This window comes from Humidesulfovibrio idahonensis (genome assembly GCF_054657715.1).
The window spans coordinates 118,633-134,777 of record NZ_BAAHYE010000002.1; the positions used below are offsets into that span (position 1 = coordinate 118,633).

The 16,145-nt window shown below is 65.8% G+C and carries 15 protein-coding genes and 1 tRNA gene; 9 read left to right on the forward strand and 7 right to left on the reverse strand.

Features of this window, described 5'->3' with window-relative positions:
• The first annotated feature begins 2 nt into the window (after positions 1–2).
• Genes xseB through dxs form a run of 3 tightly spaced genes read left to right on the forward strand, consistent with a single transcriptional unit; the run spans position 3 to position 3,093 of the window.
• Positions 3–266, forward strand: coding sequence for an exodeoxyribonuclease VII small subunit (gene xseB / locus ACYQ4W_RS00790; RefSeq protein WP_459851731.1), 264 nt, complete (start codon positions 3–5; stop codon positions 264–266).
• Complete coding sequence (locus tag ACYQ4W_RS00795; protein WP_459851733.1) at positions 263–1,162, forward strand: polyprenyl synthetase family protein; 900 nt, start codon at positions 263–265, stop codon at positions 1,160–1,162. The genes xseB and ACYQ4W_RS00795 overlap by 4 nt, the downstream gene beginning before the upstream one ends.
• A gap of 23 nt (positions 1,163–1,185) precedes the next feature.
• On the forward strand, positions 1,186–3,093 hold the full coding sequence (gene dxs, locus ACYQ4W_RS00800; RefSeq protein ID WP_459854406.1) for a 1-deoxy-D-xylulose-5-phosphate synthase: 1,908 nt from the start codon (positions 1,186–1,188) through the stop codon (positions 3,091–3,093).
• Between the two features lie 18 nt (positions 3,094–3,111).
• Here the strand turns inward: dxs and ACYQ4W_RS00805 are convergent, their stop codons facing one another.
• The gene (locus tag ACYQ4W_RS00805; protein WP_459851736.1) at positions 3,112–3,924 is read right to left on the reverse strand and encodes a phosphoadenosine phosphosulfate reductase family protein; all 813 of its coding nucleotides are present in this window, start codon (positions 3,922–3,924) and stop codon (positions 3,112–3,114) included.
• Positions 3,925–3,978: 54 nt separating this feature from the next.
• Between ACYQ4W_RS00805 and ACYQ4W_RS00810 the strand changes: the two genes are divergently transcribed.
• Both ACYQ4W_RS00810 and ACYQ4W_RS00815 read left to right on the forward strand, forming a co-directional pair.
• Positions 3,979–4,605: a pyridoxamine 5'-phosphate oxidase family protein gene (locus ACYQ4W_RS00810; RefSeq protein ID WP_459851739.1), complete on the forward strand. Its 627-nt coding sequence runs from the start codon at positions 3,979–3,981 to the stop codon at positions 4,603–4,605.
• 17 nt (positions 4,606–4,622) lie between these two features.
• Positions 4,623–4,698 (forward strand) — tRNA-Arg (locus ACYQ4W_RS00815).
• 72 nt (positions 4,699–4,770) lie between these two features.
• Here ACYQ4W_RS00815 and ACYQ4W_RS00820 read toward each other — a convergent pair.
• The 6 genes from ACYQ4W_RS00820 to ACYQ4W_RS00845 form a co-directional block, all read right to left on the reverse strand.
• Positions 4,771–5,862 carry an HD-GYP domain-containing protein gene (locus ACYQ4W_RS00820; protein WP_459851741.1) on the reverse strand — a complete coding sequence of 364 codons (1,092 nt, stop codon included), beginning with the start codon at positions 5,860–5,862 and terminating at the stop codon, positions 4,771–4,773.
• A 2-nt stretch (positions 5,863–5,864) separates the two neighbouring features.
• Complete coding sequence (locus ACYQ4W_RS00825; RefSeq protein WP_459851743.1) at positions 5,865–6,254, reverse strand: response regulator; 390 nt, start codon at positions 6,252–6,254, stop codon at positions 5,865–5,867.
• Positions 6,251–9,877, reverse strand: coding sequence for a PAS domain S-box protein (locus tag ACYQ4W_RS00830; protein WP_459851745.1), 3,627 nt, complete (start codon positions 9,875–9,877; stop codon positions 6,251–6,253). Before ACYQ4W_RS00830 ends, ACYQ4W_RS00825 begins: the two co-directional genes overlap by 4 nt.
• A gap of 35 nt (positions 9,878–9,912) precedes the next feature.
• A complete protein-coding gene (locus ACYQ4W_RS00835; protein WP_459851747.1) occupies positions 9,913–10,917 on the reverse strand; it encodes an ABC transporter substrate-binding protein in 1,005 nt (334 codons plus the stop codon).
• A 144-nt stretch (positions 10,918–11,061) separates the two neighbouring features.
• Positions 11,062–12,117, reverse strand: coding sequence for an ABC transporter substrate-binding protein (locus ACYQ4W_RS00840; RefSeq protein ID WP_459851749.1), 1,056 nt, complete (start codon positions 12,115–12,117; stop codon positions 11,062–11,064).
• A 184-nt stretch (positions 12,118–12,301) separates the two neighbouring features.
• Entirely contained in the window at positions 12,302–13,501 is a 1,200-nt protein-coding gene (locus ACYQ4W_RS00845) for an aminopeptidase (protein WP_459851752.1), read from the reverse strand.
• Between the two features lie 294 nt (positions 13,502–13,795).
• Between ACYQ4W_RS00845 and ACYQ4W_RS00850 the strand changes: the two genes are divergently transcribed.
• The 4 genes from ACYQ4W_RS00850 to ACYQ4W_RS00865 all read left to right on the forward strand — a co-directional run bounded on the left by ACYQ4W_RS00850 (position 13,796) and on the right by ACYQ4W_RS00865 (position 16,129).
• Positions 13,796–13,984: a ferredoxin gene (locus ACYQ4W_RS00850; protein ID WP_459851754.1), complete on the forward strand. Its 189-nt coding sequence runs from the start codon at positions 13,796–13,798 to the stop codon at positions 13,982–13,984.
• Between the two features lie 234 nt (positions 13,985–14,218).
• Complete coding sequence (locus ACYQ4W_RS00855; RefSeq protein ID WP_459851756.1) at positions 14,219–15,103, forward strand: YkgJ family cysteine cluster protein; 885 nt, start codon at positions 14,219–14,221, stop codon at positions 15,101–15,103.
• 3 nt (positions 15,104–15,106) lie between these two features.
• Positions 15,107–15,460: a hypothetical protein gene (locus ACYQ4W_RS00860; protein WP_459851759.1), complete on the forward strand. Its 354-nt coding sequence runs from the start codon at positions 15,107–15,109 to the stop codon at positions 15,458–15,460.
• A 39-nt stretch (positions 15,461–15,499) separates the two neighbouring features.
• Positions 15,500–16,129, forward strand: a complete 630-nt coding sequence (locus ACYQ4W_RS00865; protein ID WP_459851761.1) for a tetratricopeptide repeat protein — start codon at positions 15,500–15,502, stop codon at positions 16,127–16,129.
• Positions 16,130–16,145: the final 16 nt, after the last annotated feature.

Below are 16,145 nucleotides of genomic sequence, written 5' to 3' on the forward strand. Positions count from 1 at the left end.
GCATGGCCAAGGAGAAACAGAGTTTCGAGAAGCGCCTGGAGCGCCTCAAATCCGTGGTGGACGCCCTGGAGCGGGGAGAACTGCCCCTGGAGCAGTCGCTGGCCCTGTACAAGGAGGGGCTGGGCCTCTCCGCCGAGCTGGGCCGCCAGCTCGAGACCGCCAAGAACGAGGTCAGGATCGCCCAGGACGGGCTCTTGAAGGAGTTCGCCATGCTGGAGAATCCCGGGGCCGTTGCTGGGGCCTCTGCCGAGGAGGACGAGGCATGACCCTGAACGTCAAGGCCGAGCTGGCCAAACGCGCCGCCGAGGTGGAAGCCTATCTTGCCGACTGTCTGCGCGCGCGCGACATTCCCGAGCGGCTGCTCGCCAGCATGGAGTACAGCCTCATGGCCGGCGGCAAGCGCCTGCGGCCCGCCCTTGTGCTCACCTTCGCCCGGCTTTTCGGCGCGCAGGGCGCCAAGATCATGCCCTTTGCCGCCGCGCTTGAGCTCATCCACACCTATTCGCTCATCCACGACGACCTGCCCGCCATGGACGACGACGACCTGCGCCGCGGCAAGCCCAGCAATCACAAGCAGTTCGACGAGGCCACGGCCATCCTCGCGGGCGACGGCCTGCTCACCGAGGCCTTCTGCCTCATGTTTTCCTGCGGGGACGAGGGCAATGTGCCCGCTCCGCGCCTGGTGCGCGCCGCCCAGGCCGTGGCCACGGCCGCCGGCTCCGGCGGCATGGTGGGCGGCCAGGCCCTGGACATGGAATACACCGCCCGCGACGGCGTGAGTTTCGAGGAGCTGCGCGGCATGCACGCCATGAAGACCGGCGCGCTCATCACCGCCGCCTGCGTTTCGGGCGCGCTGCTGGCCGGGGCCGAACCGCCCTTTGTGCGGCGCGCGCGCGACTACGGCATCAACGTGGGCGCGGCCTTCCAGATCGCCGACGACATTCTGGACGTGGTGGGCGACACGAAAACCCTGGGCAAGCCCGCCGGCAGCGACGAGCGCCAGGGCAAGACCACCTATCCTTCGCTGCTTGGCCTGGAAAAGAGCCGCGAGCTGGCCAACCAGCGGGCCGACCAGGCCGTCACCGCCCTGGTGGGGCTGAAGGGGGCGGAGGCCGAGTTTCTGCGCGCCCTGGCCCGGTACATTGTGGAGCGCGTGAATTGAGCGCCAAACCGACCCCCCAGCCGATGATTCCGACCGCGAGCGGCCAGGAGCTTCTGGCCCGCGTCTCCCGCCCGGGCGACGTGGCCGCCATGAATCCGGCCGAGCTTGCCGCCCTTGCGGCGGAGCTGCGCCGCATCATCATCGAGCAGTGCTCCGAGGGCGGCGGGCATCTGGCCCCGTCCCTGGGCGTGGTGGAGCTCACCCTGGCCCTGTTCAAGGCCTTCGACCTGGAGACCGACCGGCTCATCTGGGACGTTGGCCACCAGGCCTACGCCCACAAGCTGCTCACGGGCCGGGCGGACCGCTTCCACACCCTGCGCAAGCTCGACGGCATCTCCGGCTTCCCGCGCATGAGCGAGAGCCCGTACGACCACTTCGGCGTGGGGCACGCCAGCACGTCCATCTCCGCAGCCCTGGGCATGGCCCTTGCGCGCGACCTGGCTGGCAAGAAGAACGAGGTTGTGGCCGTCATCGGCGACGGCTCCATGACCTCCGGCCTGTCCTTCGAGGGGCTCAACCAGGCGGGCGACATGGGCCGCAAGATGGTGGTGGTGCTGAACGACAACGAGATGTCCATCTCGAAGAACGTGGGCGCGCTGTCGAACTTCATGTCGCGCAAACTTTCTCGTCCCGCGCCGCAGCGCTTCAAGCGCGAGTTCGAGGCCTGGCTGGCGAACATTCCGCGCATCGGCAAGGATCTGGCCATGTTCGCCCGCCGCAGCGAGGACTCCCTCAAGAGCTTCTTCACGCCGGGCATGCTGTTCGAGGCCTTCCGCTTCACCTACGTGGGCCCTGTGGACGGCCACGACATCCCCGCGCTCATCGATGTGTTCGAGCAGACCAAGGGCATGGACCGCCCGGTTCTGGTCCACGTGCTGACCAAAAAGGGCAAGGGCTACGACCCGGCGGAGACCAACCCGACCTATTTCCACGGCGTGGGCCGCTTTGAGCCGGAGACCGGCCTGGCCCCCAAAAAACTCGGCGGCGGCCCCAAAAGCTACACCGAGGTCTTTGGCGAAAGCCTGTGCCGCCTGGCCGACGCGAACCCGAAGATTGTGGCCATAACCGCCGCCATGCCCGAGGGCACGGGCACGGACTGCTTCCGCCAGCGCCACCCGGAGCGCTTTGTGGACGTGGGCATCTGCGAGCCCCACGCGGTGACCTTCGCCGCCGGTCTTGCCGCCCAGGGCTTCACCCCGGCCGTGGCCATCTACTCCACGTTTTTGCAGCGCTCCTACGATCAGGTGGTGCACGACGTGTGTTTGCAGGGCCTGGGGGTCAAGCTCTTTCTGGACCGCGCCGGACTGGTGGGCGAAGACGGGGCCACGCACCACGGCGTGTACGACATGGCCTTTTTGCGTCACATCCCCGGCCTGACCATGATGGCCCCCAAGGACGAGGCCGAGCTGGCGCAGATGGTCGCCACGGCCTTCGCCATGCCTGGGCCTGTGGCTGTGCGCTACCCGCGCGGCGTGGGCCATGGGGCCGAGGTGGCGGACGATCCGGAGCTGCTGGACATCGGCCAGGGCGAGCTGCTGCGCGACGGCGAGGACGCGGTCATCGTGGCCATCGGCTCCCGCGTGTACCCGGCGCTGGAATGCGCCCAGGAGCTGGAGGCCGAGCTCGGCCTGAACGTGGCCGTGTTCAACGCCCGGTTCATCAAGCCCCTGCCGGAAGCCCAGCTGCTGGACCTGGCGCGCAACTACACGCACATCCTCACGGTGGAGGAAGGCTGCCTGGCCGGAGGCTTCGGCTCCGCGGTGCTGGAGTTTTACGCCGATGCGGGCGTGCTGCCCGGACTCAAAATGCGCCGCGTCGGCGTGCCGGACCTGTTCATCGAGCACGGCGCTGCCAAGGACCTGCGCGCCCGCGCCGGGGTGGACAAGGCGGGCATCAAGACTGCTGTGCTGAAGCTGCTGGGCCGGGCCTAGGCGTCCAGCCCACGCCGTCTAAAAATACCCCAGCCCCTTCAGCACATCCAGCTGCCGCTCCTTCTCCTGATCGCGGCCGGCGCGTTCGTCGGCGCCCGCGTCGGCGGGCCTGGTGCAGGGCATGCACCCCAGCGACCGGTAGCCCTCGTGATACAGCTCGCAATAGGGCAGGGCCTCGCCCGTGATGAACGCCCACACATCCATCTCCGTCCAATCCAGAATGGGATTCACCTGCCAGTAGGCGGGCGTGTCGTGCGTGGCCGCGCGCCATTCCGCATAGGGCCGCTTGGCGCGTGAGGCATGCTCGTCGCGCCGCAGGCCGGTGAGCAGCACCCGCGTGCCGGTCTCGCGGATGGCCTTGGCCAGGGGCAGAATCTTGAGGTCGCGGCAGCAGGAGACCTTGTCGCGCGCCACGGGGTAGGCGGCCAGGTCCACCAGCGGCCGCGCGATGGTGAGCCCCACGTTCCAGTCCGCGCAGAGCCGGTCGCGGAATGCCGTCACCTGCGGGAACTTGAGGCCCGTGTCCACGCTGAGGGCCGCGAGGGGTGGGCTGGCGGTTTCGGCGGCGGCTTCGCACCCGGCCTGCGACGACGCTCCACTCCCGGCGTTTTGCGGCGCTTCGTGCTGCTGCTCCAGCAGGGCCGCGCGCCAGAGCGCCAGGCTGACGCTGGAGTCCTTGCCGCCGGTAAAGGCCACGGCCACGCCCTGTGCGCTTGTGCGGGCCAGCACGGCCGCAAGCACGGCGCGGGCTCGGGCGGTCTTGTCCGCCAGCGGGGCGGCCGGGGGCAGGGCGGGCAGGGCGTTGACGGGCGAAAGATCGACAATGGGCACGGGCGGCTCCTGGCGGTTTTGCTGATTGTGTTGCCGGGGCGGGCCGCGCAGGCTATGCTGGCGCAAATCCGCAACACCGGAGGCGTGATGCTGAAGAAAATCGAAGCGCTTGTCCAGGGGCAGGGCCACTGCGCCCTGGCCACATGTCCGGTGATGAATCCCGCCATTGGCGCGGCTGTGGCTCCGGCGTGCGGCGGAACTCCTGTGGCGCATGGCGGAATGGACGTCGGCGCGCCAGGCGGCGTGCAGGGCGGCCGTGGGGCCGGCATGGAAGAGACGCCGGCGGACATCGGGCCGCATGTTTCGCTCATGGCCTATTGCGCCGCGCCAAACGCGGGCGAGTTCTGGCTCGCCACTCTGAAGGACACGCGGAAGTATCGCAATCTTTTGACCAACCCGCGGGCCAGCCTGCTCATCGATGACCGGACGCGATGCACGGGCGCGCCAAGCCAGGCCCTGACGGTCTCGGCTGTGCTGCAACCTTTTGCGAATGCGCAAAATCGGGAAAGCGCCCGCCAAAAGCTGCTTTTAAAACACCCGAACATGCTTGAATTCTTGGCGAATGATGATGTGCTGCTGTTGCGTTTCGTGGCACTGCGTCTGCAACTTTTATCGGGGCTGACGGAAGTTTTTGTGCACGAGGTGGAGAAAAAGCTTGACGGTTCCGGGCTGAGGGCTTAATCCTGCCTTCCTCGCGTGGGCTCGTAGCTCAGTGGATAGAGCGCCGGACTACGAATCCGTAGGTCGCAGGTTCAAATCCTGCCGGGCCCACCACGCAAGTTCAAGGGGTCGCTGTCGAAAGACAACGACCCCTTTTTTGCGTCCAAATTTTGGGGGGGCGTGGGGCTAATCCTTCCAACGGTTGCGGATGGCGCAGATGGCCTCGTTGTTGGCGAAGAAGGCCTCCACCACGGCGGGGTCGAACTGGGTGCCCGCGCCTTCAAGCAGGAGCCTGCCCGCCTCCTCGGCGCTGAAGGCCTTTTTGTAGGGCCTGTCGCTGCACAGGGCGTCGTACACGTCCACGACCGTGACGATGCGCGCCTCAAGGGGGATGTCCTCTCCCGCGAGGCCGAAGGGATAGCCCTTGCCGTCCCAGCGTTCGTGGTGGCACAGGGCCAGCACGCGGGCCAGGCGCAGCTGTTCGTTGCCCTCCATCTTGCGCACCAGGAGCGGGTCGGAGCAGATCCGGTGCGCCTCGTCCTTGCTGTCCAGGGGGCCCAAGATCTCGCAGCCGTACACGCAATGCAGGCGCATGATGTCCCATTCCGCGGGGGCGAGCTTGCCGGGCTTGAGCAGCACCTCGTCGGGGATGCCGATCTTGCCCACGTCGTGCAGGGGCGCGCAGTCGCCCAGCATGACGCTCTCCTCCTCGCTCATGCCCATGGCCCGGCCCAGCAGCTTGCTTATCTGCCCCACGCGGATGACGTGGCGTCCGGTCTCGTTGTCCTTGTATTCCGCGGCGCGGCTCAAACGCTGCATCACCTGGCGGCGGGTGTCCTCCAGCTCCATGGTGCGCTCGCGCACAAGGCGCTCCAGATTTTCCTGATACTGGCGGTTTTCGTTCAGCAGCCGGGCGCGGTCAAAGACCTTCTCCAGCGTGTAGTCGAGAATGTTCAGGTTGTGCAGCGGCTTGGTGATGAAATCCCAGGCGCCCATGCGCATGGCCGTGAGGGCGTCTTCCACAATGCCCACGCCCGAGAGCACGATGATGGGCACGCCGGGCGCCTCGGCCACGGCGTGGCGGATGAAGGTGTAGCCGTCCATCACGGGCATGTTCAGGTCGACAACCACGGCCTGCACGGCGTCCTTGTTGGCCAAAAGCGCGTCCAGCCCCTCCTGGCCGTTGGCCGCCTCGATGGTCTCGAACTCAAGGTCTTCCAGGTGGGCCGTGAGCGAACGTCTGAGCCCGGCTTCGTCGTCGATGATCAGGATGGCCATGCCTATGCTCCCGGAAGATTGAGCAGCTCGTGGATGCGCGCGAGCATCTCGCCCGTGTCGCAGGGTTTGAGGAAAACGTCGCGGTCGCTCAGCCCCAGGGCCAGCAGCGGTTCGGTGAGGGTGAAGTCCATGGAGCCCGTGTGCAGTATGAACTTGCTGCACAGGCCGCGTTCTTTGGCCAAAAGCACAAAGGCCTGGCCGTCCATGCCGGGCAGGCGCATGTCGACGATGCACAGGTCCGCGGGTTGCGCGGCCAGCGCCTCCAGGGCGGCCTCGGCCGAGTCGCAGGCCCGCAGGGAGAACTCCTCGAAGTCCTCCAGAAAGTCCATGAGCAGCTGACGGATGCGCTCCTCGTCGTCGATGATGACGATGTTCGCCGTTTGGGGGGTCATGCTCCCGCCTCCTTGGCATCGTCCCTGGGCAGGTCGATGGTGAAAACCGTGCCCACGCCGGGGTGCGAGGCCACGCTCATCTTGCCGCCGTGCCCCTTGGTGACGATGAAGTACGACACCGACAAGCCGAGCCCGGTGCCAACGCCCGGCGGCTTGGTGGTGTAGAAGGGCTCGAACACGCGGCGCTGCACTTCCGGCGGCATGCCCGGCCCGTTGTCCGTGATCTCGATGCGCACGGTCTCCTCCAGGGCGCGCACGCTGATGCCGATGCGCGGCGACTCGATGGGGGGCGTGACCGAGGCCAGGGCCTGGGCGGCGTTGCGCAGAATGTTCAGCAGCACCTGCTCGATCTCGGTCTCCGTGCAGTTGATGACCGGCATGTCTTCGTCGAAGTCCCGCTCGATCTTGATGCGCTTGAAGTCGTAGCTCTTCTTCAGGTCGTAGTCGCTGCCGGCCAGGGTCACGGCCTTTTCGATGATGCCGGGGATGTCGCAGACCTTGCGGCGCGACTCGCTGCTGCGGCTGAAGTCGAGCATGTGGCGTATGATGGCCGAGGCGCGCACCGCCGCGGACTGGATGTCCTCGATGAACACGTCGAGCTTGCGCTCGCGCATGTAGTTCTGCATCAGGACCATGTCGAGGCCGAGCTTTTCGGCCACGTCCAGGTTCTTCTTGAAATCCGCCCTGGTGCGCTGCACCAGGTTCTGCGCGGCCTGCAGCACGATGCCCAGGGGGTTGTTTATCTCGTGGGCAATGCCGGCGGCAATGCCCCCCACGGAGATCATCTTCTCCGTCTGGATCATCATCTCCTGCATCTTCTTCATCTCGGTCACGTCGCGCAGCATGGCCATAAGGTACTTGCGCGGGCCTATGTCCACCGCCTGGGCGGAAATGGAGCCGATGAAGGTCTGGCCGTCCTTGCGGCGCCCCTCGAACTCGAAGTTCTCCAGGTGCCCCTGCCTGGATTGCACCTGGTATATCTCGTCGCGCACGGCCGGGTCGGCGTAGAGGCCCAGCTCCAGGGTGTCGTGGCCGATGATGTCGCCCAGGACATGGCCGGTGAGGGTGTTGAAGGCCTCGTTGGCGTCGGCGATCTTGGTGGTTTCGGCGTCGATGAGCAGAATGGCCTCCGGTGAGAGGCGGAACAGGCGCGAGAAGCGCTCCTCGGACTGCTTGAGCTTCTCCACGGCCTCGACGCGCTCGGTGATGTCCTCGAACATGCCGAGCAGACCGACCGCCTGCCCCGTCTCGTCGAGCAGGGGCAGCTTGCTGGCCTCGATCCAGCCCTCGTTGCCCTGAGCGTCGAGGGCCTGCTCCAGGAAGCGGAGCTTCGGCACCAGGGTCGTCATGATCTGTTCATTGTCCGCCAGGTGCATTTGCCTGCGTTCCATGGGAATGGGCAGCGTGAGCTCTGTCAGGCCGATGACCGACTGCGGGCCCTCCATGTTGAGCCCGGCGGCGAAGGCCCGGTTGCAGCCGAGGAAGGTGGAGTTCCGGTCGAGCCAGAAGATGGACATGGGCACGGTGTTCAAAATGGTTTCCAGCAGGCGGCGGTTTTCGCGCAGCTCCTGCTCGGCGCGGATGCGCTCGGTGATGTCCTCGAACATGCCGAGTATGCCCACGGCCCTGCCCTCGTCGTCGAGCAGGGGCAGCTTGCTCGTCTCCAGCCATATGGAGTTGTCCTTCACGTTCAGGGGCTCCACGAAATGGAGCATGGGCTGCTGGGTGGCCATCACCCGTTCGTCGTCTTCGCGGTAGCGCCTGCTCAAGTCGGTCGGCATGGGCAGGTCGAAGTCCGTTTTGCCGATGACGGCGGCGGGGTCGCTTTCGCCCAGAACCCGCACGAAGGCCGCGTTGCAGCCCTGGAACCGGTACTGGGCGTCCTTCCAGAAAATGGCCATGGGCACGGTGTTCAGAATGCTTTCCAGCAGGCGGCGGTTTTCGCGCAGCTCCTGCTCGGCGCGGTAGCGTTCGGTCACGTCGCGGGCAACGGTCATGCGGTAGCGCGCTTCGCCTATCTCCATGACCTGGCTCGACAGGGAGAGGATGATCTCCGCCCCGTTCCTGTCGCGGCCGCGCGCCTCGAAATTCTCCACGTGCCCGGTGGCTTTCACGCGGTCTATGAGCTCCGCCCTCTGCGCATCATCCGCATAAAGCCTCAGGTCCATCACCGTTTTGCCAATGACTTCCTCGCGCTCAAACCCGTGCGTTTCGAGGAAGGTGTCGTTCACGTCGACGATGAGCCCCGAATCCAGCTGGGAGAGCACGATGCTGTCCGGCGAGAGGCGGAAGAGGCTGGAGAAGCGTTCCTCGGACTGGTGCAGCATCTCCAGGGCCTGGATGCGCTCGGTGATGTCCTCCAGGGTGGCCACCACGCCGTGGGAGTCGCGCCCGTTGTCGCCCAGCAGGGTGGCGTTCAGGTACAGGGCCTTGCGGCCGCCCTCCGCCAGGGGATACCACGTGAGCCTGCCGAGGATGGACTCGCGGTCGGTCAGCACATGCATGATGGGCGAGTTTTCGCCGGTGAGGGGCGCGCCGTCCTCGTCCTCCAGGGCGATGTCGCGTGGAAGCGGGTCGTTTTCGCCGATGCCGAGGATCGCGCGGGCCTGCTTGTTCATGTATTCTGGCTGGCCCGTGGGGCTGAAGGTGGCTATGCCCACTGGGCTCAGCTCGGTGAGGGTGCGGTGGTCGGCCTCGGAGTTGCGCAGGCTGGCCATGACCCGGCGCAGCGCGCCCAGGGCCAGGGCCACCAGGGCGAGGGTGAAGAAGGATATGGTGCCGCTGACGGCGGCCAGGTGCCTTGCCGGCGCCAGCACCTCGCTTTCGTCCGCCTCGACGACGAGGATCCAGCCCGTGGTCTCGTTCTTGCGCGAGAGGCACATGCGGCGCGCATCGCCGCGCGTGTAGTGGTGCATGCCCATGGTGGAGATGTTGTCGATGATGGCCTTGGTGTTCTCCGCCGGTTGGAAAACGCCGTCCTGGGCCCAGCGCGGCGTGGCCAGAATCAGGCCATCCGCGTTCAGAATGTATGCCCCGCCGGTTTTGCCTATGCGCGTGTTGTCCAGCATTTCTCCGGCAAAGGTGGCCGTGTGCGCCAGCCCGACAACAACGCCCGCCACCGCGCCATCCTGCCCGCGCAGGGGGGCGGCGGCCACAACAATGGGCTTACCCGTGACCTTGGATATGCTCGCCGTGCCCTGGCTCGACATGCCCCGCATGGCCTGGCGGAAGTAGTCGCGCTCGGCCACGTTGACCAGCTGCTTCAGGTTCGGGTCGGCGGACATGATCTGTTGTCCGGTCTTGTCGACGATGTAGGCCCGCTCGAAGGCGCCGCCGCGCACGTAGCCCTCCAGCTTGCGCTGGGCGGCCACCCGGGCCGAGCGGCCGAGGTAGCTGTCCTCCAGGGAAAGCCGGAACGATTCCTCCTGGCCCATGAGCCCGGTCTGGATGGTCATGTCGTGCATCTGGCTCGTGATTTCGCGGTCCAGATAGTTCATGGCCTGGGCAATCTGTCCCTCGGCCAGGGTTTCCACCGTGTGCTTTGTGTAAAAGTAGGCCACCAGGGTGGAAATGAGCACGCCGGCGAACACGGCCGTGAGCACGGGAGCCAGATGGCGGTCCATGAAAATCCGCCGGTAGCGTTTGGGGGCTGTGCCGCTCACTTGATTACGATCCCCGCTGCGCGGATTATTTCAAAGGGGATGACGATGCCGAGCCTCTCGGCGGTCTTCAGGTTCAAGAGCACTATCCCCTTTTGGTTGATGCGAACGGGAAGCTCGCCTGCGCGCACGCCGCGTTCAAGCACCTGCCGGGCCATGCTGCCGGCCAGATAGCCCTGCTCCTCGCCCGACTCCAGTATGCCGCACAGCTGGCCGTGCTCCTTGGCGTAGTCGGCAAAGCCCAGGGTCGGCACATGGATGGTGGCGTTGTTCCAGGCGCTGACGACATTGGGCGGAACCTGCCTGCCGGTCTTCTCGTCCACCAGGGAGTGGTAGAGCCCAAGGGCCAGGGAGTCGGCCCGGCGCTGGTGCAGCTGCACCATCCGCTGCCATTGCTGGTAGGTGTGCACCTTGAAGACCTTCAGCCTGAGGGCGAAGGGACCGGCCTGCTTCTGGTCGGCGTAGAGGTCTTCCAGCACGTAGCCGGCCGACTGGGAGTCGTCGCTCAAGAGCACCACGCTGTGCAGCGCCGGGCGGATCTTTTTCAGCAGGGCGAAACCGTCGCGGAAGTGCCAGCGCTCGCGCACGCCGGAAACGTTTGCGGCCGGGAAGCCATAGATTTTGAGGGGCGCGTTGACCCCGCAGAAGATGACCTGCGGCGCGTCGCGGCCTTTGAGGTAGGGCTCGACGAGGTAGCTCTGCACGGCGTCGTCCACGGCGATGACCACCCGGGGCTTTTGGGCCTCTATCAGGGCCAGCAGATCTTTGGCCCGGGCGCGCAGGTGCTCGGGGTCCGGGTCGCGCATGGCGTCCATATACTGCGTTTCAACGGGGATTTTGAGAGCGCGCAGGGATTCTTCGACGCCCTTGTTGATGGTCTTGGTCCAGACGTAATCGGAACTGTAGCTGTGTATGATGAGGACTCGCGGCGAAACCTGGGCATGGGCCGGGGCCTGCCATTGCAGGACGAGGCACAGAAGGAAGATGATGCGGAACAAGCGCATGGAGTCTCCTGCCGGTTGAGCAATGCCGCGACAAGCATTAGCAACAGAGTACTACTGTTCGTGCGTGTTACCTGATTGGCGGGACATCTGTCCAGTGTCGCAGGACTTTCCCCCGATTTTGGGAGGATATTCCCCCTGCCTGCGCTATTTGACGACGATTCCGGCGGCGTTGATGATTTCGTAGGGCACGTTGATCCCCAGGCGTTCGGCGGTCTTCAGGTTCACCAGTATGTCGCCCGTCTTGTTGGTGCGCACGGGCAGCGAGCCCGCGGACACGCCGCGCTCCAGCACCTGCCGGGCCATCTCCGCCGCGTGCCGGCCCTGCTCCTGGCCGGAGCCGAGCACGCCGCACAGCAGCCCTTGCTTGGCGGCGAAATCCGTAAATCCGAGGGTCGGGCGCCGGTTCACCGCGTTGGTCCAGGTCATGACCTGCTCGGGCGGCACCACCTGCCCGGTCCTTTCGTCCACCAGGGTGTGATACAGCCCGAAGGCCAGGGAGTCGGCCCTGCCCTGGTAGTATTGCACCCGGTGCTGCCATTGCTGGAACGTGCGCGGGCTCTCGATCCCCACGATCTTGAGGGCGAAGGGCCCCTTTCTGGCCTCTTCCTTCATGTCGCTCATGAGGTAGGCGCTGGTTTCGGAGCTGTCGAAGAACACGGCCACGGTGCGCGCTTCCGGCGCAATGCGCTTGAGCAGGGCGAAGCCCTCGCGGTACTGCCAGCGCTCGAGCACGCCGGAAACGTTGGCCGCGGGGTAGCCGTAGCGCTTCAGCCGGGCGTTGACCCCGCAGAAGATGACCTGCGGCGCGGCGCGTCCCTTGAGGTGCGGCACCACGAGGTATTCCTGGGCCACATCGTCCGCGGCGATGACCACCTGCGGCTTGCCCGCGTCGATCTTGGCGAGGATATCAAGGGCCCTGGCGCGCAGGTTCGCCGGGTCCGGGTCGCGCTTGGCGTCCAGATAAAACGAGGTGAGGAGGACATGACGGCCCTGCATGACCTGCCTGATGCCCTGGTCGATGCTTTTGCACCAGACGTAGTCCGGATGGTAGCTGTGCACCACGAAGATGCGCGCCGGCTGGGAGCGGTCCGTGCGCTCCGCCAACTCCAGGTCCGCGGCCAGGGCGGGCGCGGTCCACGCGGGTGCGGCGCCGTAAAGCGCGCACAAAAGGAGGAAGAGGCAGAAACGGATCCAGCGCATATTCGTCTCCTTCCGCGCCGTGGCGGGGATGCGACAGCGATGGCTGGGGAAACCATTGTGTGGAAATACTAGGCGAATGGCCCGCCCCTGTCCAGACGGACGGGGTTTGAGGCGCCGAAAAAGGAAAAGAAAAGGGAGGGGGAAAGGGGAGGGCGGAGCCTCCCCCCTTGGGTTTCGCCGCGCCCTAAAGCGCGAACTCGCCGCTCTTATAGATGATCTTGCTGCCGCCGCCCTTCAAGAGCGCGGTGACGGTCTTGTCCTCGGTGTTCACCAGATCCCAGTGCAGGGCGGAGTCGTTGAAGCCCAGCGCCTCCTTCTTGGCCGCGTCCAGACTGGTCTGGTCGCCCGCGTAGGTGTCGGCGTAGCTGGCGCCCACGGCCACGTGGCAGTTGCCGTGCGCCCCGCCGAAGTTCTCGTCGAACAGGGTGCTGGCCATGAACGCGCCGATCTTGGAGTGCCTGCGGTCGGTGAGGGAGAACTCGCCCAACTGCGCCGCGCCTTCATCCATGGCGAGCTGCTTCTTCACAAAGGCCTCGCCCTCCTTGGCCGTGGCGTTCACGACGCGGCCGGCCTTGAACTCAAGGCGCACGCCCTCCACCCGGTTGCCGGAGCGGTACGACGGCTGGTCGGCGTAGTACACGCCCTCGGTGCCCCGCCAGTCGGGCGAGAGAAACACCTCGAAGCTCGGGATGTTGTGCCCGGAGACGCCCAGCCAGCGCCGGTCCGCGCCGGGGGTCACGTAGAGGTCGCAGTGCGCGGTCTCTATGTGCAGGCGGTCGATGGCGAGGGCGCCGAGCGCTTCCTTCACGCGGGTCACCTCGGCGTGGACCTTTCGCCACTGGGCCACCGGGTCCGGCTGGTCGAGGAAGCAGGCCTGCTTGATCTGCGCCGCGTACTGCTCCACCGTGAGCCCGGCGCAGCGCGCCTGCTCGGACGTGGGGTAGGCGCACAGGGTCCAGCCGAAGGCGCCGGTCTGCTCGCGGGTGTCCATTATCTCGCGCAGGAACTTGCGGGCCACGGCGCTCAGGCCGATCTTGGCGGAATCGACGCCGGAAAGGTGCGTCAGCGAGGCCGGCGCGATGAGCGAGATGAGCCCGGAGAGATTCTCCATGAGCTCGCGCTCGCCCGGGGCCACGGTCTTTATCTGGGCCTCGGAGCCCTTGCCGAAGAACGAGACCTCCATGGCGGTGGTGAGGTTCTGCCGGGGCACGGGCACCATGCCTTCCTCTATGAGCAGATCGAACACGGCCTCGGCCAGGGGCGTGGCGCCCTGGTCGAAGCGCAGCAGAATGACGTCGCCCGGAACGTAGGGCTTGGTGCGGGCGGTGGTGAGGCCCCACCAGAGGGTGCGGGCGTATTTGGCGAGTTCGCTTTGGGTGAACATTCTACCTGCCTTGAGGGCGCGATTTCCGGCCCTTAGACCGGATGGACCGAGCATAGCCCAGCCCCCGGCGAAGCTCAACATCCGCAACGCGCAGTATCTCTGCGGCAAGCCCGCACATGGCTTGACACAAGACGCTGCCTGGATATATCAGCAACCCCGGAGCCTGCGCGCTCGGATGCCTGGCTCGAAAGCGAGGAAACGGCGCCTGGCCCACCGGCCCGTCTCCCACGGCTGGGAAGATCGGATCGGACGGGGCTGACGATAATTCCTTATTCTACACATCTGGAGGGTACGATGGGCTACAAGGTTACTGTCGACAACGACAAATGCATCGGCGACGGCGAGTGCGTGGACGTTTGCCCGGTTGAAGTCTACGAGCTTCAGGACGGCAAGGCTGTTCCCGTGAACATGGAAGAGTGCCTGGGCTGCGAGTCCTGCGTGGAAGTTTGCGAGCAGGACGCCATTGTTGTCGAGGAAGAATAACGCCAACAGCTTCGGCTGATGTCGAGGGGGCGGCCATGTGCCGCCCCCTGTTCAAAGCGCCGCTGCGCACGCGCGCGGCCGGGGATAGCAGCGTGATGTCCGCCTGAATCGGGCGGGACTGGGGCCGGGGAGAATCCCGGCTTTTTTGTATCAAGCCCCCCTTTACGCATCCCCCTGGCGGACTCATATATCCCGAAGCCACATCACCACAGACCAACAGGCGAGGAGTGCCGCATGGCCCTTGATTTTCCCGAATTCTTCAAGCGCTACGAGGCGATCATTGCGGAGGCCGACCAGGTCTTCCACGCCGTGCGCGACAAATACGCCGACAATGTTCGCTGCGAGAAAGGCTGCTCGGACTGCTGCCACGCCCTGTTCGACCTGACCCTGGTTGAGGCGCTGTACCTGAACGGCAACTTCAACGGCAAATTTTCCGGCAAGGCCAAGAACGACGTGCTGGAGCGCGCCGACGCGGCCGACCGCCAGGTGCACCTGCTGAAGCACGAGGCCTTCAAGGCCGTGAAGGACGGCAAGAACGCCCAGGAGATCCTGGCCGAGATGGCCAAGGTGCGCGTGCGCTGCCCGCTTTTGGACGACGACGGCGCCTGCGTCATGTACGAGCACCGGCCCGTCACCTGCCGCATCTACGGCGTGCCCACGGCCATCGGCGGCGCCGCCCACACCTGCGGCAAGTCCGGCTTCGAAAAAGGCAAGCCCTATCCCACGGTCTACCTGGACCGCATTCAGGACAAGCTCTACGCCCTGAGCCACGAACTGGCCGAGGCCATCCACTCCCGCTACAAGCAGCTGGGCGAGGTGCTGGTGCCCGCGTCTTTGGCGCTGTTGACCGACTACACCGAGGAATACCTGGGCGTTGGCGGCGAGAAAAAAGCAGAGGCCCAGGCCGCGCCGCAGGCCGAAAGAAAGGCCCCCGTGCCCCTTTCCGAAAAGCTGGCCGCGGGCAAGGCCAAGGGCAAGGGTCTGCCCGCCTGCTCCGGCTGCTCGCCGGAGACCAAAAAGGGCGGCTGTTCCGGCTGCAATCCCAAGAGCTTCACCATCGGCCAGGCTCCGGCCAAGCCCGCGGCGAAAAAGCCCGCGGCCAAAAAGACCAAGGGGTAGCATATGGAGCCGATGTATACGCCGGAGCAGGTGGAAGAGCAGAAGCGCGCCATGTACGAGAAGATGTCGCCCCGGCGGCGGCGCTTCGTGGACCGCATCGGCTACGACAGCTGGGACCCGTTCCAGGCGCCCTTCGACCCCATCGACATCCGCACCGACGCCCTGGGCTACACCGCCCACGAGCTGCTCAACAAGTACTTCAAGAGCCTGCCGGCCATTCCCGACCCGGACTACATGCAGACCCTGTCCGAGTTCATGGTCATGCTCGTCATGAACGTGGAGAAGGTGCGGCCCATTCTCGAGTTCAGCGATTGGTACAACGCCCGGCTCAAAGAGCGCGGCATCAGCTTGAAATAACCGCCCCCCCGGAAAGGGGAGGGTGCGAGGGGAGACCATATGTCCGACCAGCAGTTCCAGAACGTCGACGAGTACATCGCCCACCTAAAGGATCAGCTCCGCCAGGCCCCCGAGTGCGGCAACACCCATTATAACCTGGGCGTGGCCTACCTTTCCAAGCGCGAGTTCATGGAGGCGGAGCAGTGCTTCCGCGAGGCCGTGTCCAATTCGCCCAAGATGGCCGAGGCCTATGTGCAGCTGGGCGGCATCAGCCTGGAGCGCGGCGACATGGAAGGCTGCTTGAACTTCAACCGCCTGGCCACCCAGCAGCGCCCGTTCTTCGCCGTGCCCTGGGGCAACATCGGCTTCGTGCTGCTGCAGCTGGGCGATTCTGACAAGGCCATTCCCGCCCTGCAAAAGGCCATCAAGTACGATCCCAATTTCGTGCAGGCCATGGCCACCCTGGGCAGCGCGCACTTCTCCCGCGGAGAACTGGACGACGCCCTGCCGCTTTTGAAAAAGGCCGTGGACCTGCAGCCCATGTTCGGACCGGCCTGGAACAACCTGGCCCTGGTGCACGCCGAGCTGGGCAACTGGGCCGAGGCCGACGCCTGCGTGAAGAAGTCCCTGGAAACCGGCTACGACGTTCCCCAGGCTTTTCAGGACGAGATCGCCCAGCATTTGAAGTAGCCTTTCGGGGGGGCGC